Origin of the sequence: Congregibacter brevis, from assembly GCF_045689245.1 — a bacterium.
GTDB lineage: Bacteria > Pseudomonadota > Gammaproteobacteria > Pseudomonadales > Halieaceae > Congregibacter > Congregibacter brevis.
The window spans coordinates 737,369-759,369 of record NZ_CP136865.1 but is presented as its reverse complement, the minus strand read 5'-3'; the positions used below and the strand labels follow the sequence as shown (position 1 = coordinate 759,369).

General features: G+C 55.3%; 19 protein-coding genes. 11 read left to right on the top strand and 8 right to left on the bottom strand.

Annotated features, from left to right (window positions below; all coding sequences use genetic code 11):
• Positions 1–4: 4 nt before the first annotated feature.
• Positions 5–913, bottom strand: a complete 909-nt coding sequence (locus R0137_RS03415; RefSeq protein ID WP_407328544.1) for a pirin family protein — start codon at positions 911–913, stop codon at positions 5–7.
• A gap of 68 nt (positions 914–981) precedes the next feature.
• On the bottom strand, positions 982–2,415 hold the full coding sequence (locus tag R0137_RS03410; protein ID WP_407328542.1) for a glutamine synthetase family protein: 1,434 nt from the start codon (positions 2,413–2,415) through the stop codon (positions 982–984).
• 31 nt (positions 2,416–2,446) lie between these two features.
• Here R0137_RS03410 and R0137_RS03405 point away from each other — a divergent pair, with 31 nt between their 5' ends.
• The 3 genes from R0137_RS03405 (at position 2,447) to R0137_RS03395 (ending at position 5,953) form a co-directional block, all read left to right on the top strand.
• On the top strand, positions 2,447–3,820 hold the full coding sequence (locus tag R0137_RS03405) for an aminotransferase (protein WP_407328541.1): 1,374 nt from the start codon (positions 2,447–2,449) through the stop codon (positions 3,818–3,820).
• Between the two features lie 102 nt (positions 3,821–3,922).
• Positions 3,923–5,302: an APC family permease gene (locus R0137_RS03400; protein WP_407328539.1), complete on the top strand. Its 1,380-nt coding sequence runs from the start codon at positions 3,923–3,925 to the stop codon at positions 5,300–5,302.
• 63 nt (positions 5,303–5,365) lie between these two features.
• Positions 5,366–5,953, top strand: a complete 588-nt coding sequence (locus tag R0137_RS03395; protein WP_407328537.1) for a chalcone isomerase family protein — start codon at positions 5,366–5,368, stop codon at positions 5,951–5,953.
• Here R0137_RS03395 and R0137_RS03390 read toward each other — a convergent pair.
• Positions 5,950–7,560, bottom strand: coding sequence for an FAD-dependent oxidoreductase (locus R0137_RS03390; RefSeq protein ID WP_407328536.1), 1,611 nt, complete (start codon positions 7,558–7,560; stop codon positions 5,950–5,952). The genes R0137_RS03395 and R0137_RS03390 overlap by 4 nt on opposite strands.
• A 109-nt stretch (positions 7,561–7,669) precedes the next feature.
• Here R0137_RS03390 and R0137_RS03385 point away from each other — a divergent pair, with 109 nt between their 5' ends.
• Together R0137_RS03385 and R0137_RS03380 are read left to right on the top strand one after the other, a co-directional pair.
• Positions 7,670–8,770, top strand: coding sequence for an MBL fold metallo-hydrolase (locus R0137_RS03385; RefSeq protein ID WP_407328535.1), 1,101 nt, complete (start codon positions 7,670–7,672; stop codon positions 8,768–8,770).
• Between the two features lie 9 nt (positions 8,771–8,779).
• Positions 8,780–9,655 (top strand): alpha/beta hydrolase, encoded by an 876-nt coding sequence (locus R0137_RS03380; protein ID WP_407328534.1) that lies wholly within the window; start codon positions 8,780–8,782, stop codon positions 9,653–9,655.
• Between the two features lie 15 nt (positions 9,656–9,670).
• Here the strand turns inward: R0137_RS03380 and R0137_RS03375 are convergent, their stop codons facing one another.
• Entirely contained in the window at positions 9,671–10,864 is a 1,194-nt protein-coding gene (locus R0137_RS03375; RefSeq protein WP_407328533.1) for an iron-containing alcohol dehydrogenase, read from the bottom strand.
• A gap of 161 nt (positions 10,865–11,025) precedes the next feature.
• Here R0137_RS03375 and R0137_RS03370 point away from each other — a divergent pair, with 161 nt between their 5' ends.
• From R0137_RS03370 to R0137_RS03360, 3 genes are read left to right on the top strand one after another with little or no spacing between them, the layout of a single operon-like run.
• Positions 11,026–12,012 (top strand): NAD(P)H-quinone oxidoreductase, encoded by a 987-nt coding sequence (locus tag R0137_RS03370; protein WP_407328531.1) that lies wholly within the window; start codon positions 11,026–11,028, stop codon positions 12,010–12,012.
• Positions 12,013–12,023: 11 nt separating this feature from the next.
• Entirely contained in the window at positions 12,024–14,945 is a 2,922-nt protein-coding gene (locus R0137_RS03365) for a S8 family serine peptidase (protein ID WP_407328530.1), read from the top strand.
• Complete coding sequence (locus tag R0137_RS03360) at positions 14,942–16,540, top strand: transglycosylase SLT domain-containing protein (RefSeq protein WP_407328529.1); 1,599 nt, start codon at positions 14,942–14,944, stop codon at positions 16,538–16,540. The genes R0137_RS03365 and R0137_RS03360 overlap by 4 nt, the downstream gene beginning before the upstream one ends.
• Here the strand turns inward: R0137_RS03360 and R0137_RS03355 are convergent.
• A complete protein-coding gene (locus tag R0137_RS03355; protein ID WP_407328527.1) occupies positions 16,518–16,952 on the bottom strand; it encodes a hypothetical protein in 435 nt (144 codons plus the stop codon). The two genes, R0137_RS03360 and R0137_RS03355, sit on opposite strands and share 23 nt — an antisense overlap.
• Here R0137_RS03355 and R0137_RS03350 point away from each other — a divergent pair.
• Positions 16,936–18,099, top strand: a complete 1,164-nt coding sequence (locus tag R0137_RS03350) for a PQQ-dependent sugar dehydrogenase (protein ID WP_407328525.1) — start codon at positions 16,936–16,938, stop codon at positions 18,097–18,099. The two genes, R0137_RS03355 and R0137_RS03350, sit on opposite strands and share 17 nt — an antisense overlap.
• A 45-nt stretch (positions 18,100–18,144) precedes the next feature.
• Here the strand turns inward: R0137_RS03350 and R0137_RS03345 are convergent, their stop codons facing one another.
• Positions 18,145–18,825 (bottom strand): hypothetical protein, encoded by a 681-nt coding sequence (locus tag R0137_RS03345; protein ID WP_407328523.1) that lies wholly within the window; start codon positions 18,823–18,825, stop codon positions 18,145–18,147.
• Positions 18,826–19,068: 243 nt separating this feature from the next.
• Here R0137_RS03345 and R0137_RS03340 point away from each other — a divergent pair, with 243 nt between their 5' ends.
• Both R0137_RS03340 and R0137_RS03335 read left to right on the top strand, forming a co-directional pair.
• Positions 19,069–19,311 carry a hypothetical protein gene (locus R0137_RS03340; protein ID WP_407328521.1) on the top strand — a complete coding sequence of 81 codons (243 nt, stop codon included), beginning with the start codon at positions 19,069–19,071 and terminating at the stop codon, positions 19,309–19,311.
• 5 nt (positions 19,312–19,316) lie between these two features.
• Entirely contained in the window at positions 19,317–19,760 is a 444-nt protein-coding gene (locus R0137_RS03335) for a hypothetical protein (protein ID WP_407328520.1), read from the top strand.
• A 43-nt stretch (positions 19,761–19,803) separates the two neighbouring features.
• On the opposite strand, the gene R0137_RS03330 is transcribed toward R0137_RS03335, so the two are convergent.
• The gene (locus R0137_RS03330) at positions 19,804–21,108 is read right to left on the bottom strand and encodes a ribonuclease J (protein WP_407328518.1); all 1,305 of its coding nucleotides are present in this window, start codon (positions 21,106–21,108) and stop codon (positions 19,804–19,806) included.
• Between the two features lie 56 nt (positions 21,109–21,164).
• The gene (nei, locus tag R0137_RS03325) at positions 21,165–21,989 is read right to left on the bottom strand and encodes an endonuclease VIII (protein WP_407328516.1); all 825 of its coding nucleotides are present in this window, start codon (positions 21,987–21,989) and stop codon (positions 21,165–21,167) included.
• Positions 21,990–22,001 lie beyond the last annotated feature (12 nt).

The window sequence follows — 22,001 nt, the reverse complement described above, 5'->3', positions numbered from 1 at the left end:
CGTCTCATGCGTCCTCGGGCAAAGGAATAAACTCGTCATCCCCGGGCACACCCGGAAAGCTCCCTTCGCGCCAATCAGCTTTCGCTTTATCGATTCGCTCGAGACTATTGCTGACAAAGTTCCAGTACATGTGGCGCTCGCCGAGGGGATCTCCGCCTATCAAAAGTACTCGAGCCGCTTCGGAGGCTGTGAGCACCACCTCATCCCCGCCTTCAAGGACGACCATGACGCCCGAAGGGACAGCTTCGCCATCCAAAACTACAGCGCCCTCGGCGACATAGAGCGCATGCTCCTGTTCCTGCAGCGCAATGCGAGTCTCCGCCGCGGCGTCGACGTTGAGATCGGCATACAAGGTTCGCGAGTAGGTTTTTACCGGTGATTGATGACCGGCAAGCTCTCCCATAATCAATCTGAAGGTCACACCACCATCTTCCCACTGCGGTAAATCGGCCGCAGCGTAATGGGTAAAGTCCGGTGCTATCTCCTGCTGCTCTGCGGGCAGCGCAATCCATGACTGGATACCGTGGAGCTTGGACTGCTCATTGAGATCTGAGCCGGGGCGCTCTGAGTGGACGATGCCATGACCCGCAGTCATCAGATTAATAGCGCCTGGATGAATGGGCTGCACAACCCCTAAGCTGTCCCGATGAAGAATCTCGCCCTCGAAAAGGTAGGTAATAGTGGCGATACCAATATGCGGGTGAGGCCGAACGTCGATGCCTTTACCGGGGGGAAACTCTGCCGGCCCCATGTGATCGAAAAAGACAAAAGGCCCAACCATGCGTTGTCGAGCTGCCGGCAGAACGCGACGAACACTAAACTCACCAAGGTCTTTCTCGCGCGGCTCTATACGTAAGCGAATGTGGCTGTCTTGCTCCCGACATTCGGCTTCTTCACAGCTAAAAAAACTCATGGTGTCTCCTGAAACTGATATACAAACGCTAACTGATGATAGCGGGTGTGACTAGTAGCACAGCAAAACTACAAATTGGTGTCGTACTCCAGTGGCGTGACATGCCTGCCAAACTCGTCAATCTCCTGCTGTTTCACAAGACCATACACCTCTTGAAAAGACGCCCCCAGATACTCCGCTACGAACCGCGACCGCCGAAAAATATCCAATGCATCGCTCCAGTGCTGCGGCAGACTCGGCTCCAGCTGTTCCCAGGCGTTTCCCTCGAGGGCCTTTGGGGGCTCCAGCTCATGTTCAATGCCGTAGAGCATGCCTGCAAGCAACGCCGCAACAGCGAGATGCGGCTGTGCGTCCGCCCCACCCACACGATGCTCCAAGCGCATGGCGGACAACGGGCCAGCGGGCACACGCAGCGCAACCGTGCGGTTTTCGTAGCCCCAGCAAGGAGCCAACGGCGCGTGCATACCCCGCTGAAAACGACGATAGGAGTTCATGGTGGGTGCCAGCAGTAACATCACGTCGGGCAAGGTATGCATGCATCCGGCTATCGCATGGCGCAGCAATGGGCTGCCCTGCGGCGTTCCATCATTGAAGAGATTGTTGCCACTGCTGTCCACAATACTGCAGTGCAAATGCATACCGTTCCCGGCTAGTTCGCCAAAGGGCTTGGCCATGAAAGTGGCGATGCGCTCGAAACTTCGCGCGACACCACGAATGGCACGTTTGAGCAGCAGCGCCTGATCCGCAGCAAGCAGTGCGTCCGGATGATGCAGCAGGTTGATCTCGTACTGCGACGGCGCACCCTCCTTGATCAGAGTATCTACCGCTAAATTTTGCACTTCGCAGCACTCGCGTACTGCGTGCATGAAGTCCTCGACCTCGGCCATCGCCTCCAGGCCATAGGTTTGCCCCGATCCCAGGGCACCTCCCACGCTGTCTCGTTGCGTATGATAAGGACGCCCTTGGGCGTCCCGCTGAGTATCCAGCAGAAAAAACTCCATTTCGCTGGCAACCACGGGCTGCAGGCCACGCTCTCGAAAGCGCGCTTCGACATTGCCCAAAATACGCCGCGGATCAAGGCCATTGCGAGTCCCATCTTCATGGTCGAGACTGACTAGCACCTGCGCCATGGGTCGCTTACCCCAAGGCATAGGCACCAAACTCCAGGGCTCTGCAACACAGCAACCATCGCCGTCTCCACTGAGAAACACCCACTCCTCAACGTCCCTGCCCCAACTATCAAAAACGAGGGAGCTGATGGGTAGTTTCAGTTCATCGGCAAACACGGTGCTAAGTTTGTCGCGGGTGACCCACTTGCCGCGGAGTCCTCCCGACACATCTGCAAGAACAATCTCGAAGAGCTCAATATCCGGGTGTTGCTCAAGGAAACTGTCAAGTTGCGAGGAGGAGCTCACGATGGCTTCCGGTAGTGGCGATCGGTCGAAGAACAGTACATTTGGCAACACCTTTGGGTTAATGGCAGCGACGCGTGGCTGTGACACACTTCCTCATCTTAAAGCAGAGAAACTTAATATGAACAGCACCGCAGACACTGCCAGCCTCAAGGCGCTCGATCGGGCACATCACCTTCATCCGTTCACGGACTTTCATGACTATGCCAAGGGCAATGGCCGGATTTTCAGTCGCGCTGAAGGCGTGTTCATCTACGACAGTGATGGCAATGGAATGCTGGATGGCATGTCCGGCTTGTGGTGCTGCAACCTCGGCTACAGCCAAGATCGCATCAAACAAGCTGTGTTCGATCAAATGCAGCAGCTGCCTTACTACAACAACTTCTTTAACTGTTCGAACCAACCCGCGGTGGAGCTGGCCGCAGCACTTACCAAAATAGCCCCGGACGGTTTCGATCACGTGTTTTTCACAAATTCGGGCTCGGAAGCTAACGATACGAACATTCGTATGGTGCATCGTTACTACGATCTCCTCGGTAAGCCCGAGAAAAAACTGATCATCAGCCGCAAAAACGCCTATCACGGTAGCACCATCGCTGCGGCATCCCTAGGCGGAATGAAAGCCATGCACGAACAGGCAGTGGGGCTGAACTACATACACCACATCAACCAGCCACACTGGTTTGAGCTTGCCGAGCCCGGAGAAGATCAGGATAGCTTTGGCCTGCGGGTTGCTCGAGGGCTGGAATCCAAGATTGACGAATTGGGAGAGGACCGTGTGGCTGCATTTATCGCCGAGCCGGTTCAGGGGGCCGGCGGCGTTATTGTTCCCCCGGACACCTATTGGCCAGAACTTCAGCGCATTTGTAACGAACGGGACATTCTACTTATCGCTGACGAGGTCATCTGCGGCTTTGGACGTACCGGTCAGTGGTGGGGAAGCCAGACCTTCGGTATGCAGCCCGACCTCATCACCTTCGCAAAGGCAGTAACCAACGGCTATATGCCGCTTGGCGGCGTATTGGTGTCCGACAAAGTCGCTGACGTACTCATGGCCAGCGGCGGAGAGTTCGCACACGGCCTGACCTACTCTGGACATCCGGCCTCCTGCGCAGCGGGTCTGGCGACCCTGGATATACTCCACGAACAAAACATCGTTGGCCGCGCCGCAGAGCATCTCGCACCCTATTTCCAGAGCCGCCTCGAGTCGTTAATTGATCATCCCATCGTCGGCCAGGTTCGCGGTAGAGGCTGCTTTGCAGCGGTTGAGCTGGTTGCCAACAAAGAAACACGCCAACGCCTCGCCCCGGACTCTGCAGGCGCAGTGTTCTGTCGAGATACAGCAAACAGTCTCGGTCTCATGGTGCGTCAAACCGGGGATGCCATGATCATGTCTCCTCCGCTTATCTGCGAGCATGAGCATATCGACTACCTCATGGATAAGCTGACAGCAGCTCTAGATGCTACGGCTCAGCATTACGGCATCGGTGACTAAAGAAAACTCTGCCTTGGACTAAATCGGCTGAATTCCTAGTTTCCAGTAGCTAGTCGTGACCCTCGTGCTAATCTCGAAGTCTGTAGGCATCGAGAACACTGCATGACCGACACAATCCAGCATCCCAAAACGCTCCGCCAGCGCGATCTGGTGCTGTTCACCGTATCGGCCATTCTCCTACCTGACACCCTAGCTTCCACGGCCTCCGCCGGTGTCTCGAGTCTTTCCTGGTGGGCGATTCTCGGTACGCTGTTCTTCTTACCCATGGGTTTAATCAGCGCGGAGTTAGGTTGCAGCTACCCGGAACAGGGGGGTATCTATACCTGGATTCGTAATGCCTTTGGAGGGCGATGGGCATCTCGGGTTACCTACTGCTACTGGGTGAATATGGCCCTCTGGCTACCCGCGATGTTCATCCTGTTTGCTGGGGTATCTAACCGAATCTTTCAACTCGAAGCTTCCCTGTCGACACAAATTGGTATCGCCATTGCCATCACATGGCTCACGGTAAGCGCCAATGTGGTCGCTCTCAAATTTGGTAAATGGATTCCCAACATCGGTGCAATCGCAAAGTTTCTGCTATTCGCGGCTTTGATCGCAGGCACGTGGCGGTTTTTGTCTACTCACGATTTGGCAAACCCCATAACGATCACCACTCTGACTCCACGCTGGGGCGAAGGACTGCAATTCTTACCGGTAATCATCTACGGCATGCTCGGTTTTGAGCTGGCAAGCTCTGGAGCAGCAGAAATGCGAAATCCGGAACGCGATGTCCCCAGAGCAGTCCTGTGGTCGGGACTTATCGTGCTAAGCCTTTCAGTGCTTGGCACCTTCGCGGTACTAGCTACGACGCCTACCGCCGACATTGATATCGTAGTGGGCGTGATTGATGTGCTGGAGGTCTCGCTCTATGGGATTTCGGGCGCGGGCACCCTGATAACCGCACTGGGCCTGTGCTTTTTATTGGGCATCTACTCAAGCTGTGCGGCATGGTCGATGGGGGCTAACAGGGCTGCCGCGGAGGCATCATTGGAGAAGGAACTCCCCGCGTGGTTTGGCATAGAGCTGCCCAGTAATGGCTCACCGGTTGGCGCAGCACTACTAACGGGGGCTGTCAGCACCCTTGCGCTAGTGAGCTATGGCTTTGTGTCCGGTAGCAACGAAGACCTGTTCTGGTCACTCTTCGCTTTTAGCTCGGTGCTCTTCATGCTGCCTTATCTCGGCATGGTCCTGGCGTTTCTGCGCCTCCGCGGCGCAGACGGCGAGCACCCCAGGCCCTTTCGAGTGCCCGGAGGGGCATGGGGCGCTCGGATCAGCGCCCTGTTATGTGGCGTGATTCTCCTAACCGCAGTCACACTGTTTATGGTGACTCCTGAGGATGGCCCTCAATGGTTGGTCATCATTGGTGTCGTTGTCGCTCTCATCTTTGGCGAGATACTGGTCAGAGCCGCGGAGCGCTCCACTGGAAGCAACACTGGCTAGTCAGATTCATCTGATCCTTTACACCCACCGTAAATAGAGTTCATGTTGTTCGTGAGATGCACCGTGCTGAACTCTACTATCCAAAAGAATCAAAGTTCCCGTCGCAGCCGTACGGGGGTTCTTACGTTGATATTGCTAACCTCCTTAGCGGTGGCCACCGAGACACTGGTGAAAGAGGCTGCGGCCAACTCCCTTCAGCAAACCGCAGAGCAGCTCGAGCTGCAAAAAGTGGGTGAAGCGCGTCTCAAATTTCTGTTCTGGTCTGTGTATGACTCAGCTCTTTACACCCCTTCTGGCCAATACAATAACGGCGTTCGCCCTCTAAAACTCGAGATTCAGTATCTCCTGGATGTAAAGGCTGACGCCCTTTTGGAGCGCACTCTCATGGAGTGGAGCGATATGGGCCGCGATCATCCTCGCAAAGATTCCTGGCGCTCAGAACTCGCCACTATCTGGAAAGATATCGCATCTGGAGACGTACTAAGCCTTGAGCTCGATGAGGAGAATCGCAGTACCTTTCGTCACAATGGAGAGCTGCTGGGGCACATCGAAGACCCAGAATTTGGTCAGGAGTTTGTTGACATCTGGTTATCGGAGGACTGCACCCGTCCAAAGATCAGGCAGGCACTGCTCGGGCTAAGCGCCAGCTAGTCCAGCGTTTTTAAGTATTCGTCCAAACGCAGGTCAGCGTGGTCTCCAAACAAAATACTACTGGCTTCGGCGAGGCCCGGAGCACCGCGAATATCGTCTGCGCGGACAACCTGCTCGATTTTTGACCGGCGCCGCATAAAGTCCTCGAGACGGACGACCATCTCCCGACGCGCCGTTAGCTCGATCTCACAGCGGGTGTACTCCGCATGCTCAATTAGCAGCTCCACGCTTTCGGGTCTTTCTCTAATACGATCCAATAACTGAAAAGCTGCTTCGCCGTAGCGCCGCCAAAAGCGCTCGCTTAAGGGCTCTGAAGAGCCTGGATCCGTCATCTCGTCCAGGCCCAGTTGGCTCGCCTGCTGCATAAACAGCGCTTTTATCGAACCGCGAGGCTCTCCATACCAAACCGCTTTTGGTTTGGGCACGACTACACCGAGGGACTCCACCGCCGCAACAACCTCATCGCCAACATTCAGGCAATCCGTGAGCTTGCCGCCAAAAATACTGATCTGCGAAAGCTCCTGATTGGTCTCAATCTCGTGTTTTCGAGATAACTGCACCCAATCTGTCGCTCCCTGAGATCCCGTCACCGCCAAGGGACGGACCCCTACACGCTCTGCAATGACATCCTCCGGGCGGATGGGCTCACGAAGATCAATAAGCTGATTCACATTATCAAGAACGAACTTTCTGTCTTCATCGGTCACGCCAACAGACGGATCGCTTACCGCAGTATCCGTAGTACCGATGCAGGTTTTAGGGCCCATGGGGATAAGGAAAAACAGCCGGCCATCACTGGCAAAGAAAGTCAGCACTCGACGACTGTCCGTTACCCGATCCACGATCAGGTGAATGCCTTTGGAAAACAAATGACGGTACTGTGTTTGCACGCCGAGCATGGTGTTGAGGGAGTCCACCCAAGGGCCACAAGCGTTAATCACGACTTTAGCGCGTAAAGAGTAGCTTCGCTCACTTTCGCAGTCGCGCAGGCGGCAATCCCAACCTCCATCGCGAGGCGTAGCTTCATCGAGACTCACATAGTTAGCCGCTACACAGCCTAGATCCAGCGCGCGACGAACAAAACTGAAAACAAAGCGCGCATCATTGTCATAAAGATAGCAATCGGAGTACTCCAGCCCACCGGCCGCCTTGCTGGTGTTGATTTCCGGTTCAAGCTTTTTGATTGCCTGCGCCGAGAGGTAACGGGGTGCCCGTGTTTTGCAGCGACCCATGAGCCAATAGAGCACGCTTCCCAAAAACACGAAGAAGGACCAAAAGCGAAACCCTCGTTGAATCGTGGTGAAAAAACGAATTTCCTTGACCGTAGCGGGGTAGGCCCGCATGAGTTCGTTGCGAGAGCGACAAAGCTTGTTAACCAGCAGAAACTCGCGGCTTTCAAGATACTTGATGCCACCCCAAGCAAGGTTGCTCGAGTTAGAACTTACGCCGCTGGCAAAGTCGCCACGATCAACAAGCGCTACCCGTACGCCCTTGCCCGCGAGGGCGGCCGCCGATACAGCACCGTTGATCCCGCCTCCGACAATCAGGACGTCGTACTCCTGCCCATCAAGGCTTTCAAGATTTTTATCGCGCAGCGCGGTCGACACCGCGACACCTCCTAAATAAGAAACTCAAGCTTCGTCGGACGGTCAACTGGACAGTGACCGCAGTAAACACCACTATAACGCACTCTCTCAGCCTCTCTCTCTACCCTCTATGAATCAAGAAAATCAGGAAGTCTATCGTGGTCTGCACTACCCCTGGGGGCGAGGAGTCAACCCCGAACCCGGAGACCCACAGCGCATCGCCGAAGGGGTTTACTGGGTACGGTTTCCCATGCCCATGTCCCTCGATCACATCAACCTATGGCTCTTGGAAGACGGCGACGGCTGGACGATTGTCGATACTTGCCTGAACCTGCCCGATGCCCGGAACACCTGGGAAGACATATTTGAAGGGTTCATGGGTGGCAAACCCGTCAAGCGTGTTATCTGCACCCATATGCACCCGGATCACGTGGGTCTTGCCGGCTGGATATGCGAGCGTTTTGGCTGCGACCTATGGATGTCCCGCGCCGAATACCTCATGTGCCGATCACTGGTAGCAGACACGGGCCGGGAAGCCCCTCAGGTTGCCGTCGACTTTTACCGCGGTGCGGGATACACCGAGGAACAACTCGAGAAGTACAAAAAGCGCTTTGGGTTCTTTGGTAAAGCTGTATCCAAGCTCCCTGATCACTACCGTCGCATGGTAGATCTGGAGACCATCGATATAGGCGGTCGATACTGGCAAATCATGGAGGGCAGTGGACACTCCCCGGAGCACCTCTGTCTTTACTGTCCGGCCCTCAAAATATTTATATCCGGTGATCAGGTGCTACCGCGCATCACGCCCAACGTCTCGGTGTTTCCCACGGAGCCCGAGGGTGATCCACTGAAGTACTGGCTGCGCTCTAGCGCCCGCCTTCGCGAGCGCCTCCCGGAAGACCTTTTGGTCTTGCCGTCCCACGAGGCCCCTTTTAAAGGTCTTCATGTGCGGCTGACGCAAATTCTAGAGGGGCACAAGGAGGATCTGAGCGCGTTGTTTAAGCTGCTTGCGGAGCCCCAGAGAGCGGTGGATTGTTTTCCGGCACTATTCAATCGAGATATCGGTGAGGGCTCTCTTGGTTTGGCAACCGGCGAAACTCTCGCGCACTTGAACTGCCTTTTGGGTCGTCGACGCATCCGTCGGACCAAAGACGAAAACGGCGTTTATTGGTACGTTCAGGATCCAGACGCCGTATACCTCCACGAAGAAAAAATCCCCATGGCAACCTGAGCCGACCCCATGCTACAGCGACTGAAGGTCAGTTTTTTCCGCAAATACTATCGATTCAGTTCCCGACAGGCCTGGCACGCACCCGACGTCTATGCCTCGGCCGACGCTCTCGAACTACCTACCTCAGCAGGCCCACTCCGAGGGCACCTCTACCGCGGCGTAAAGGCCCAAGAGCGTCCACTGATTGTGTATTTTCACGGTGGTGGCTGGGTAATCGGAGACCTACAGACGCACCACGCCTACTGTCAGGCACTTTGCGATGCTTCAGGTGCCTCAGTTATCGCCGTGGACTACCGTCTGGCGCCGGAGCAAAGATTTCCTGTGGCACAGGATGATTGCCTTGCCGCTACACAAGCCATCTTCGAAAGCCTGTCAGATTTTGGACCTACCAATGGAGGTATCGTACTCGCGGGAGATAGCGCGGGCGGGCATTTGTCATTGTGCACAGCGTTAGCGGCAGACGATCAGCTGAGGCCATTGATCAAAGGCATGGTCCTTACCTACCCCGTGGTAGATCACTACAGCAAGCCGTCATTATCTTACGTTGAATGCGCTAAAGGACAGGCGTTGACGACGGACATCATGCGCTGGTTCTGGGACAGTTATCTAGGCGATACAGATCCGGACTCCGCCGAGGCGCAAAAGGCTTTCCCCTTACGCAGCGACGCTTTATCCACGCTGCCACCGGCGATTTTGTGCACCGCGGGACGAGACCCTCTTCGCGACGAAGGCATGGCGATGGCCGACGCGCTTCGAGATGCGGGTGTTGCCGTTGAGCAAGAGCACTATCCAGACTCAGAACACGGCTTTGCCTGCTCTATGGGGCCCACAGATGACTACAAAGCGTGGCTAAGCCGTTGCGCTGATTGGATAGCTAAGCACTAAAGCAGCAGCCAATACTCAGGCGCTGATTTTGCCCAGAATGACCCGGGCGCCTGCGTCGTCCAGCAGCTTCGGTGCAAAGTACCCGGTCCCCTCAGCCACCGCCAAGTCCACCAGGTAATCGAAGTCTTCTGCTTTGATTTTTTCGGATGTAGCGGGGATTCCTACCGCATCTCTCAGCTGAACAACGGCATCGATAAACGCTTGCGCCTGATCCCTTGTGCTCTGACCTTGTGCGGCGACACCAATAAGTTGAGCAAGCTCGGCTAAAGCGCTCTCAGCCTCGGCAACGCAGTAGTCAAGCACATGGGGAAGCACCATAGCGTTCGCGAGGCCGTGAGGAATCTGGTATTTGCCACCCAGCTGATGAGCGATGGCGTGCACCGTGCCCACGTTGACCTGATTAATCGCGATACCCGCGTAGTAAGAAGCAAGCGCCATCGACTCTCGGGCCTCAGCGTCATCTCCGTGATCATAGGCGCGCTTCAGGTTATCGAAAACAATGCGGATCGCTCGCTCGGCGTTTTCCTTGCGAGTGCCTCGATCCCAGCGACAGATATAGGCTTCAACAGCGTGGGTTAAAGCGTCCATACCCGTGGCGGCGGTAATAGCCGGGGGCATACCCATCTGCAGGTCCGGATCCAGAGCCGTCGCTCCCATACCCAAGCCAGCGCCAGAGATCACACCCTTCTCGTGAGTAACCGAATCAGAAATCACGGCACCCATGGTCGCCTCAGAGCCCGTACCCGCCGTCGTGGGAATCGCAAACAGAGGCATCACGTCATGCTTTACTTTGGCGAAACCTACCCAGTCACGGGGGTCTTCATCGCTCGTCGCGCGGGCCGCTACCAGCTTGGCGCAATCAATCGATGATCCCCCGCCTATTGCCAGAACCACATCACTGTCGTGTTCCTTTAGAACAGCGAGACCTGCCGCCACTTGATCAAAGGTCGGGTCGGGCTGCACACCATCGTAAAACGCAATGTCGACCTCTGATCCCTTAAAACCTTCGAGGGCCTTATCAACGATCCCTAAGTCACGCAGGATTGTATCTGTCACCACCAGCACTCTTTTAAAACCTGAGCGCCGAATATGGGCGCACAGCTGCGCAGAGCTGCCGGCCCCCGCAAAGGCAAGGTAAGTAGCTCCCGGCGACGACGCGGTGAGGATCTTGGCTAAAATGAAGAGGAACTTGTTTTTAATTTTATTCATGCGTGAGCTAGTGTCCGAAGTTTCAAAGAAGCGAGGAAGCAAAGAGTAGCAACTCCGCACGCTGACAGCGAGAGCGTTGGGCTTGCCCTTTTCGACAGCCAGTGCGATGTTGGGATTTACTCACGCTTCCACTACTAACAACAGTAAAAGGAATACCGTCCATGACAGTTTTAACGCGCCGATATGTCCACATCGACGAGGCCGACCGTAGTCTCTCAGTGCAGGAAGACAGGCCTCCGGTACCTGGCGCTGAAGAGGTCCTTATCGAAGTCGCGGCAGCGGGTGTGAATCGTGCAGATCTACTGCAATGGAAAGGTCTGTACCCGCCTCCACCCGATGCATCACCGATCATTGGTCTGGAAGTATCAGGCAGAGTAGTCGCCTGTGGCGAGGCGGTGACTGACTTTGAGCTGGGAGATCGAGTGTGCGCCCTGACTCACGGTGGCGGCTATGCCAGTCATGCAATCGCCCCCCAGGGCCAAACGCTCACCGTACCAAAAGCCTTCGATCTGAACGAGGCAGCTGCGTTACCGGAGGCGCTGCTCACTGTCTGGCATAATCTGTTCCAGCGGGCGGGCCTAAGAGCAGGCGAGAACGTACTCATTCACGGTGGTGCCAGCGGTATCGGCACTCTCGGCGTCGGCATTTGCAAAGCTATGGGTGCCAATGTCTACAGTACCGCGGGCAGCAAAGAGAAGTGTCGGAGGGTGGAGGCTCTTGGCGCGATAAAGGCCTTCAACTACAAAGAGGAAGACTTCGCAGAGGGCCTTGATGCCTTGGGACTCAAAGGCCAAATCTCGGTGATTCTGGATATGGTGGGTGGCGACTATATCGGTCGTAATTTTGAAGTGGCGGCGCCTGAAGGGCGCATCGTTAACATTGCGTTTCTGAGAGGCTTCAGCGCGGAAGTTAATTTCCTACCTATGTTGATCAAACGCCTCACTATGACCGGCTCCACACTCCGTGCGCAGTCCGAAGTCCAGAAAGCTCAAATGGTCCGGGAGATTCGCGAGCAACTCCTCACCCACTTGGATGACGGGTCGATCAAAGCTGTGATCGACAAAGAGTTTCCCCTCGAAGAGGCCCAAGCTGCATTGGAATACATGGAATCCGGCGTTCATATGGGTAAAATTCTGTTGCGCCCCTAAACACAACTCCTATGTATCAAGTTCAGTGCAGTTCCAAAACGCTGGCAGCAGCTGCGCTAAGCCTGCTCCTTGCTGCCTGCGGCGGGGGTGGTGGGGGCGGCTCAAGTAGCACACCGACGCCTCCCGCACCCGTCAACGCGCCGCCTGTCGCAGAAGCCGGCGAGATTCAAAGCGTTGATGCCGAGGCGAGCGTTGTACTCAGTGGTGACGAAAGCACCGATAGCGACGGAAGTATCGCCACTTTCCAGTGGTCTCAGAGTGAAGGGCCCACCGTTGAACTATCGGGAGCAGATCAGTCCCAAGCCACATTTACGGCACCCAGCCTCGGGGAAGACCGAGAGCTAGTTTTCACACTTACGGTCACTGACAACGATGGCGCATCAGCCAGTGACACGGTCATCATCACAGTGCTTGCCGCTTTGGTTGCGGAACGGGTATCTATCAGCGGTAGTATCCTTCCATCGGCCAGCCAAAGTCTGGATGGAGATACCAACGACCCCTTCAACCCCCTGAGAAACAATGATGATCCGGGTCAGCCACAGTCCATCGCCAACCCGACAACTCTGGGAGGCTACGTCAATGAGCCGGGAGCCGGCGCGGAAGGTCGATCGCAAATCGCTGGCGATCGTGAAGACTACTTCCTGGTTGAACTCCTGTCCGGGCAAAGCATAAACCTTCTGGTCGCGGAGTATCAGGATGCTGATGCGGATCTTTATCTCTACTCGACGGCGGGCGAGCTTCTCGACTTTTCCATTGAAACGGGACCAAGCGAAACCATCGTCATCGATCAAAGTGGCAGCTATCTGGTTAACGTGTCGATCTTCGCAGGAGCGACCAACTACACTCTGGCCATTGGTTCGAGCCTTGTACCCGTGAATCGATCCCACTATGAAGATGTGATTCCAGGACAGATGATTGTGTCCTATTCCGAATCTCCGGTAACGCCAGCCACCAGCGCGAGCACCGCCACGTCTTTTTCGCAAGATTACAGAATGCGTCAGCTAGGCGGCGGACCGCAGAGAGCTCGTCTCATGACCTTGGAAAACGCAGGTCAGGACAGGCAGCTCATCGTTCGCCGACTCGGTGCCCAGTCTTTTCGTCGCGCACAGTTTGCCGAGCAGGATCTAGCGAAACGCTGGAGCACACTTATCAGCATTAAACGCTTGGCAAGATCTCCCGGTGTAGCCAGCGCCGAGCCTAACTACTGGGTTAGACCTACGGCCACTGTGAACGACGAGGCCTACCCTATCCAGTGGCACTACCCGCTTATCAGCGTTCCCGGAGCCTGGGAAACGACTGTCGGTGATCCCAGCGTTATCGTTGCCGTCATAGACACGGGTGTTCTGTCAGGACATCCGGACCTCGCCGGGCAGCTGGTACCAGGGTATGACTTCATTCGCGATGCGAGCGAAGCCGCGGACGGAGACGGTATAGACTCCAACCCCGAAGAAACCATCGGCGGCGGCGATCCTGCGGCAGTTAATTTTCATGGAACGCACGTCACCGGCACCATCGCAGCTAGCGGCAACAACAGCATCGGCGGGGTCGGCGTCGCCTTCGGCGCCCGAGTCATGCCTCTCCGTGCTCTAGCGGCCAGCGGTGGCACCGGTTATGACGTCAACCAGGCGGTTCGCTTTGCCGCCGGGCTCGAAAACGATTCGGGCACCCTCCCCGATCAACCCGCACAGATCATTAACTTGAGTCTGGGCGGCGGCGGATTCTCAGCAAGTACACAGAGTTTGTACGATGAGCTTCGCGCTCGGGGCATCATCGTGGTTGCCGCTGCCGGCAACGAGAGCAGCACAAGCCTCAGTTACCCGGCGAGCTATGACAACGTCATTTCGGTTAGCGCCGTAGACACTCAGCAACAGATAACCAACTACTCCAATACCGGTAGTGCCATAGATCTCGCCGCGCCGGGAGGAGATGGCAGTCAGGACTTTAATGGCGATGGTTACCCCGACGGTGTTCTGAGTACCGGCGGTTCAGATGGCGAGTTTGCCTATACATTTTTAAGTGGCACATCGATGGCTTCCCCCCACGTCGCTGGTGTGCTGGCGTTGATGAAAAGCGTCAACCCGGACTTAAACGCCGACGACATAGATCGGCTGCTTGAGGAGGGCGCGCTCAGCGATGACATCGGAATCGAGGGTCGAGACAATCTTTACGGCTACGGAATCATTAACGCGAGAAAAGCCATCGAAGCTGCTCTCACAGAGGCAGGAAGTAGCTCTGGAAGCGAGCCCCGACTGGGAGCCTCCAGCAGTGCCCTGAATTTCAGTTCCCAGAGAACCCGCTTGGAACTGGTACTGCGTAATAGCGGCGGCGGAGATCTGACGAATGTGCAACTTGAGACTAGTGACCCGTGGATTCAGGTAAGTGCCATCAGTGTGGATAGCGAGGGCTTGGGGCGCTACGCCATTGAGGTCAGTCGAGAGGGCCTAACCCCGGGTATCTATGAAGGAAGTCTCAGGGCAAGTTCCAGCGCCAACGAACTCTCCGTCCGCATTCTTCTGTCAGTAACCGACGCCACGGATGCAGAGCTGGGCATTGTGTACTTGCTGCTATTCGATCCTGCGACGGACTCGGTGGTCGCCCAGACGACAATACAAACGGGGAGCGACAATTTTGATTTTACGTTCCCTGACGACACGCCTGCGGGCATGTATCAACTTTTTGCCGGTACTGATTTGGACAACGATTTAACGATCTGCGATGCAGGAGAGGCCTGTGGCGCCTATCTGACCATTGATCAACCGTTGACTATTAACTTCGATCGCAATCGCGATGACATAGACTTCGCTATTGAATATCTCGTAGCGCTCCCCGGTGTAGCAAGCGCCACCGCACAAAGTGATGGCACAATAGGCGCTTCTACACCCTTATCTATATCCCTACCTACATCATTACGACGAGAAGCCACTCCACCATGATTGCCTTTGAATACAAAAAGCTGGGTATCCTGTTACTCGCCGTTGGACTCCTTTGTGCCTGCGGAGACAGCGAATCCGTAGAAGATGCCGCTCCTCAAGCTGCTCCGGTTCAAGAAGAGTCCACGGTCCCCGCCACCGATACAACGGCAGCCGAACCGGCAAGTCCCCTTGAAAGCGACCCTGTCACCGCCATTGAAGCGCCAAATTCCACTGACGAACCCGACGTTCCGGGAATGCGTCGCTGGACCGGTGACCTCGACGAGCTAAAAGAACGCCGAATAGTTCGTATTCTCACGGTGTACGGCCCCGGTCGATTCCATTTAGAAGACGGTCAAGGGCGCGGCATCATTGCCGAGATGGCAACAAGTTTTGAGAATCACCTCAATCAGGATCTCGAGAAAAAGCACATTCGAGTCTTCACCATAGTCATCCCGGTTGCCAGAGACCAACTCATTCCCGCCTTGCTCGATGGCCGAGGCGACGTGATATCTGCAGGCCTCACTATCACTCCCGAGCGCGAAGGCATCGTGGATTTCAGTATCCCCGCCAGTAAGCCTCTCAATGAAATCCTCGTCACCGGCCCGAGCGCAGAACAAATAGATAAGCTTGAGGACCTGTCAGGAAAAACCGTCTACCTTCGGGAGAGCAGTAGCTACCGCGAAAGCGTTGAAGCACTGAACGAGCGTCTAGCTCAGGCAGGCTCTGCGCCCGTAGAGATCGAAACGATGCCTGGCTCTTTGGAAGACGACGACCTAATCGAAATGGTCAACGCCGGCCTTCTCCCTTGGGCGATTGTTGACGAATACAAGCTACAACTGTGGGATGGGGTATTTAATGATCTTGTCGCCCGCGATGACCTCATTTTTCGCGAGGGCGGCCGCACAGCCTGGGCCATGCGTAAGGACAGTCCGCTCCTGAAAGCTTCAGTAGACGCTTTCCTCAAAAAGAATCGTGCCGGAACGCTACACGGCAACATCCTGATCAATCGCTATATTCGGGATTTTGACTGGGCGGCAAATGCCCTAAGCGATGAAGACTACCGCCGCTTCAACGAGCTACAGCATCTGTTTCAAAAGTACGGGGAACAGTATGGTATCGAGTACCTCTTCGCCGCGGCGCAGGGCTATCAGGAATCACGCCTCGATCAGAGCGTACGCAGTCACGCGGGAGCAGTGGGCGTGATGCAATTGTTGCCCGCGACGGCGTCGGACAAGAGCGTGGGTATTCCTGACATTCACGAGGTTGAGCCGAACATCCATGCAGGCATCAAATACATGGACTATCTGCGAGACCGCTACTTTTCCGATCCCGAAATCACTCCCCAGAATCAAGCGCTTCTTGCTTTAGGCGCCTACAACGCCGGCCCTGCTCGCATGATTCGTATGCGCGCTAAGGCTGCCGATAAGGGCTACGATCCCAATGTCTGGTTCGATAACGTCGAGCTGGTCGCGGCCGAGGATATTGGACGGGAAACCGTGCAATACGTATCCAACATCTTCCGCTACTACCTAACCTACCGCATGGTCGCAAAACAGGAGCTCAAGCGCGTTGAGGCGCGACGAGCTGCCGGTATCAGCGATGTGCTCGACCCGTAAACACGTAGAAGAGATAACCACCAAAGCAGCCCGCAAGGCATTGCAAGGCTAAACCCAGGGGCTCGCGAACGGCCGCAATGCCGTTGAGCCCTATTACGGCTTTCATGATCAGATGCAGGGCAAGAATCGCTATGGCCCCCGCAAGAACATAAAGGAAAACCCGGGCTTTAGGCAGGTATCGACTTAGACCGGCAGCGACAGGCATCGCCACGAGAAAAGCGAGTAACATCAGCGGTAGATAGCTTGTGGTCAGTCCAAGAAGATCATGCCAACTCGCGTGCAGACGATCGCGCATGGTGACAGGGATAGACATGGCTTGAAGCTCAGCCAGTATGGTTTGAGTGGCGAAAATACTGCCCAAAATATAAGCGCCAAGCACCGCAGGAAAAAACACTATGACCGCGCGTAACATTCCAGTTCTCGCTTCACTGTCGATACGCCATGATGCCGTGTCAGCCACGCAGACACCACCACATAGGTTGTGGTTCGCTGCGCTAATAATCTCCTTGCTGGCCACCACCGGACAGCTTGTACAAGCAGAAGAATATCGGCTCGTTACGGTTGCCGACGAACTGCAATGGCCCTGGTCCGTGGCAAAGCTACCCGAAGGCGGTTTCCTGATCACTGAGCGTGAGGGGCGTTTAATCCATCTGGAAGACTCCGGAGAGCGTCATGTGCTGGAAGGAACACCCGAAACCTTATTCGCAGGCCAGGGGGGCTACTTCGATGTTCTCTTGCACCCCGAGTTCGCCGAAAACAGTCTGATCTACCTTAGTTATGCTGAAGGCCAGGAGGCCGCTAACGGCACAGCGATCTTTCGTGCCGAGTTCAGAGGCGGAAAGATTCTCAATGGAAAGCGTATTCTCCGCGTAGCGCAAGACAAGACCACACCGCAGCACTACGGCGCGAAAATGATGTTTCTTGAAGATCAAACTTTATTAGTTACTACCGGTGATGGTTTTGAGCATCGAGAAGAAGCGCAGTCGCAGGACAGTGAACTGGGAAAAGTGCTGCGCATCTATGATGACGGCAGTCCCGCTGGATTGCTTGATGCTGAGGGTGAACCTCAGCGCATCTGGACTCTAGGACACCGCAACCCCCAAGGTTTGGCTTTCGATGCCAGCTCCGGAACAATTTATCTCCATGAGCACGGGCCTCGCGGTGGCGATGAAATCAATCGACTTGAGGGTGGGAACAACTACGGCTGGCCCGCAGTCACTCACGGCGTGGATTACAGCGGGGCCTATGTCTCCCCCTTTAAAGCTGCGCCAGGCTTTGAAGATCCCGTATGGACCTGGGTTCCAAGCATCGCTCCGTCGGGAATGGCGTGGTACGGGGGCGGCAGCTTTCCCACCTGGCGTAACAGCCTATTCGTTGGTGCTTTGGTCGATCAGGAGGTTCGTCGTCTTGAGCTTCGGGACGGCAAAGTCGTTAAAGAGGACGCGCTCTTTTCGGAACTTGAAACCCGAATCCGCGACGTTAGAGTGTTTGGCGATGAGATCTACTTGTTGACGGACTCAGAGCAGGGCGCACTGATCCGCGTGCAGAGCGTGCGATAAAGGAACACTAGCCACCGCCGATAACCCAGCGGTGGCTACTCGGCCTTAGGCTGCCTTTTTGCGGGCTGCTGCTTTCTTTTTCGCAGGTGCTTTCTTTCTAGCCACTGCTTTTTTCTTGGCCGGTGCCTTCTTCTTTACTGCGGCTTTCCCTACCGGGGTTTTCTTGGCCACTGCTTTCTTCTTTGCAGCTGCCTTCTTTTTAGCAGGCGCCTTTCTCTTGGCCGGCGCACGTTTTGCCGCTGCTTTCTTGGCAGCTGCTTTACGGGGAGCCTTCCTCTTGGCTTTTGTTTTGGTTTTCGCTTTTGTCTTTGCTTTCGCTTTGGCTCGACGAGCAGCAGCCTTTTCTACCATCTCTGCCGCTTGGTTCGCGGCCTGCGCCTTACGAGCTTCAAGGGCGAGATCTGCACGCATCGGCACCAGCTTCTCCGCGTAATCATAAGCCGCTTTGGCAATTTGGCTTACGGTGTCGCTCAGCTCCTGAACCTGCTTTAGGAGGGCATCAACACGTGCTTTGTCTGCGCTATTACCTTTTTTCCGTAGCGACGCCCGCGCTTTCTTCAGGCGTTCATTCGCAACCTTGTGTTTCTTTTTCACGGATGCGAGTTCTCGCTTTGCAGAGCTATGAGCTCGCTCTGTCTCCTTCAGCAGCCGCTGGCGAAGCCGTTCTACACGCTTACTCGCCTGCTCCGCCATTTTGGTCGCTTGAGCTAATTCTTTCTCTAACATACGCGGTACCTTTGTTGTTATTACGTTACCCCAACTCCAGTGTAGGTAGAAAAATTCGTTTTGTAACGCTCATTTTTTGAGCAGAGAAATCAGAAGACACGTTGCGCAGTGCGGTTAATCGCAGCAAACACTCGCGCCACCGCAGGCAGCGCCTGTATTGCACAGCCTCGGTTGTATCGCCCGCAAGCCCGGTACTATCCTTTGGAGTATGCTGTTACTAATCCGAGAGATGGAGTTCACCCAATGACAGAGGCTGAAAGCGGATCAAAGTCCCGCATGCCCAAAGCCCTGCGCAAACGACTACGGGAAGCCGCTGTGGCCAAGGTTCGGCAGGATATTATTCACGCCGGCCGTAGCGAAGCTGATTACGAAGACCAGGACCTTGAGTATCTGGTCGCCGAAAAAGAAAAGGAGATCTGGTCCGGGCTGGGCTGGAAAGGCTTCGGAGTCGTCGCTTTACTCCTGGGCATAAACATCGGTATTTAGAAACCATGTCCATCTTTAGGATCTTAAAATACTCGTCACTGCTGTACTTCCTGGGCAAGCATCGCAGCAAACTCGCTCGATCTGCGGCGGTGCTGCTCTTCGCCTTCGTCAGCTCACTGATCTATGACGACGTGAGAATTTATCTCGCGCAACAACATCCGGGCACGCTGATCTATGCCTTGATTGCGAAGATCGTCATTGTCTACGGCTCTCTTATTTTTGTATTGCTGCAGTTTCGAAGCAGTGTGCAATCGAGTAATGACGGAAAAGCGCGTGCAGCGCGAGTGGCAGATCGCAACGAAACAAAACGCGATGATGGAAGTCGTCCTTCGAGCGATCCCGCAGCTAAGGGTCATCTCGATGCACTGGCAAACCTTGAAGAGCACGATCACCTGCGTTCTCGCTATGACCGCATTCTCGCGGGAAAAAATCCCTCGGATAAAATCTGAACTTCAGGTTATTCATCTCGGCGAGCGCCCCTGCAGAATTCACTCAAGGAGGAGGTACAGCCGAGAGACGGCCATCTTCGTCCTGCTCTAATCGACCCACCACCGCGACTTTACGTCGAAGTCCAGGCTCGGGCGCGAGATAGAAGAGATCGCCGTTTTCGCCGGTTAAGGCCATTTGCGCGCCGTTTTCTCGGGCGATCTTGGCATTCGCTTTCATGTGCCGCTGCTCGCCGTGTACAGGCACCGCAAGACGCGGACGGGACCATTGGTACATTGACGCTAACTCTTCCTGACAAGGATGGCCCGATGCGTGAACTGGCTGTAGGGCGCTATCTCCGTCAATGACGCTGATCCCCTGATCGCGAAAGCGCTTTAGCAGTCGCTCAACTGACTCTTCATTACCGGGGATTACACGAGAACTTAAGATCACAGTGTCTCCTGGCTCTAGCTCCAGTTCGTGATGGCTTCCTGCTGCCAAGCGCTGAAGAGCAGCACCATGCTCACCCTGACTCCCCGTTGCTACGATGAGTACCTCCTCTCGCGGAAGATACCCCAGGTGCCCGGTTTCTATAAGACGTTTAGAGCGCTCCAGGAGTCCAACACTCAAAGCCGCAGAATGCATTGTTTGCAAGGAACGTCCCAGGAGCCCGAGATAGCGCCCGGTGTTTAAGGCCACATCAATGAGACTATGTATTCGCGCGATGTTGCTGGCAAAACAGGCCACCACTACGCGCCCCTCGCAAGCAGCTACAGCTTTTAGCAGACCGTCCCGTACGATAGATTCGCTGATGGAGTGTCCCGGAACGATGGCATTGGTCGAATCGCAAACCACCGCATCAAGCTCACTCGCGCCTGCAGCGGTAAACCAATCAGCACTAAAGCCCGGGCCCACTTGAGGCGTCTCGTCGATTTTCCAGTCGGCGGTATGGAGGAGGCTGCCCGCAGTGCAGCGAATATGCAGCGCGCAGGTATCCGGTGTCGAATGAGTGATGGGGAGCCATCGAACACTAAAAGGCCCAATAGTCTGCTCTTCTCCCGGAATGCACTCAATGATCGGGCTGGGAATCTTGCCCCCACGTCCCGCTGCTTTGCGACGAAGAACTTCAGCCGTGAACGGCGTGGTGTACACGGGCACAGGAAACCGTTCCCACAGCAGCGGAATTGCACCGATGTGATCTTCGTGAGCATGGGTAAGTACGATGCCTGCCAAAGCGTCCTTACGCTCAGCAATGAATTGAGGGTCCGGTGTTTGCACCCTGGGTCGTATCCTCGTGGAATCTCGTTCGAAGGTGATACCGCAATCAACCATCAGCCAGGCACCATCGTGCCCATAAAGATTTAAATTCATGCCGATCTCTCCGCAACCTCCTAGCGGCAGAAACCAGAGATCTTTGAGCCCCGGTGTCATGATTCGGGCTGACAGGTGGGACACCAGTAAATGCGTCGACTACCGATGCTGTCTCGGCGTATTTTATCGCCGCACTGATAGCAAGCTCGCCCATCCCGTCCAAAAACGAAGAAGCGCCGCCGCTCGAAACCTTTAACCTTCTTTTTCAAGGTCGCGGCCAGTCGTGGAGGCAAGGTGATACCAGCGGTTTCATAACTACGTTTAGGCAGCTTCAAGGTTTCTCGTGCGAGTAAACCTCGCTCACCGCGACTAAGGTCTTTAGGACGACGCTTGGGATGAAGCCCCGCACAAAACAGTATTTCCGATCGCAGATAATTACCGCTACCGGCGAGAAAGTGCTGGTCAAGATAGAGAGCCGCCAGGGACCTCCCTGCAAAACGCGGTGACTGAAGGCGCTCACTTACGTCCTGCCACTCCAATCGGGCGGATAATAAGTCAGGCCCAAGAGTGGCGAGAAAAGTGTGCATACCCAGCTCATCCCTGGGCCACACACTGATATCAGATGCGCTATATAGCAAAGCACTGTGTCGCGAAGTATGTAGAGCAAGGCGAAGGGAGCGGTTTGTAGCGGGCATTTTCCCCCGCTTGGCAATTTTCCAAACACCATAGAGCTGATTGTGCGAGTAGATTGCATAGTCGTTATCAAAATGCGTCAGCAATGCCTTGCCCCTCGTTTCGACTTCGAGTACCCGTTGCCCGCTTAGCACGGGGGTGAATCGCTGCAAATCGGGAAACGCAAACAGCACCTCTTCGATAGGCTCATCAACCAGTACGTGAGCGATACGGTCGGCAGCGCGGCGTATTTCCGGTCCTTCGGGCATTGGGTGCTAAAT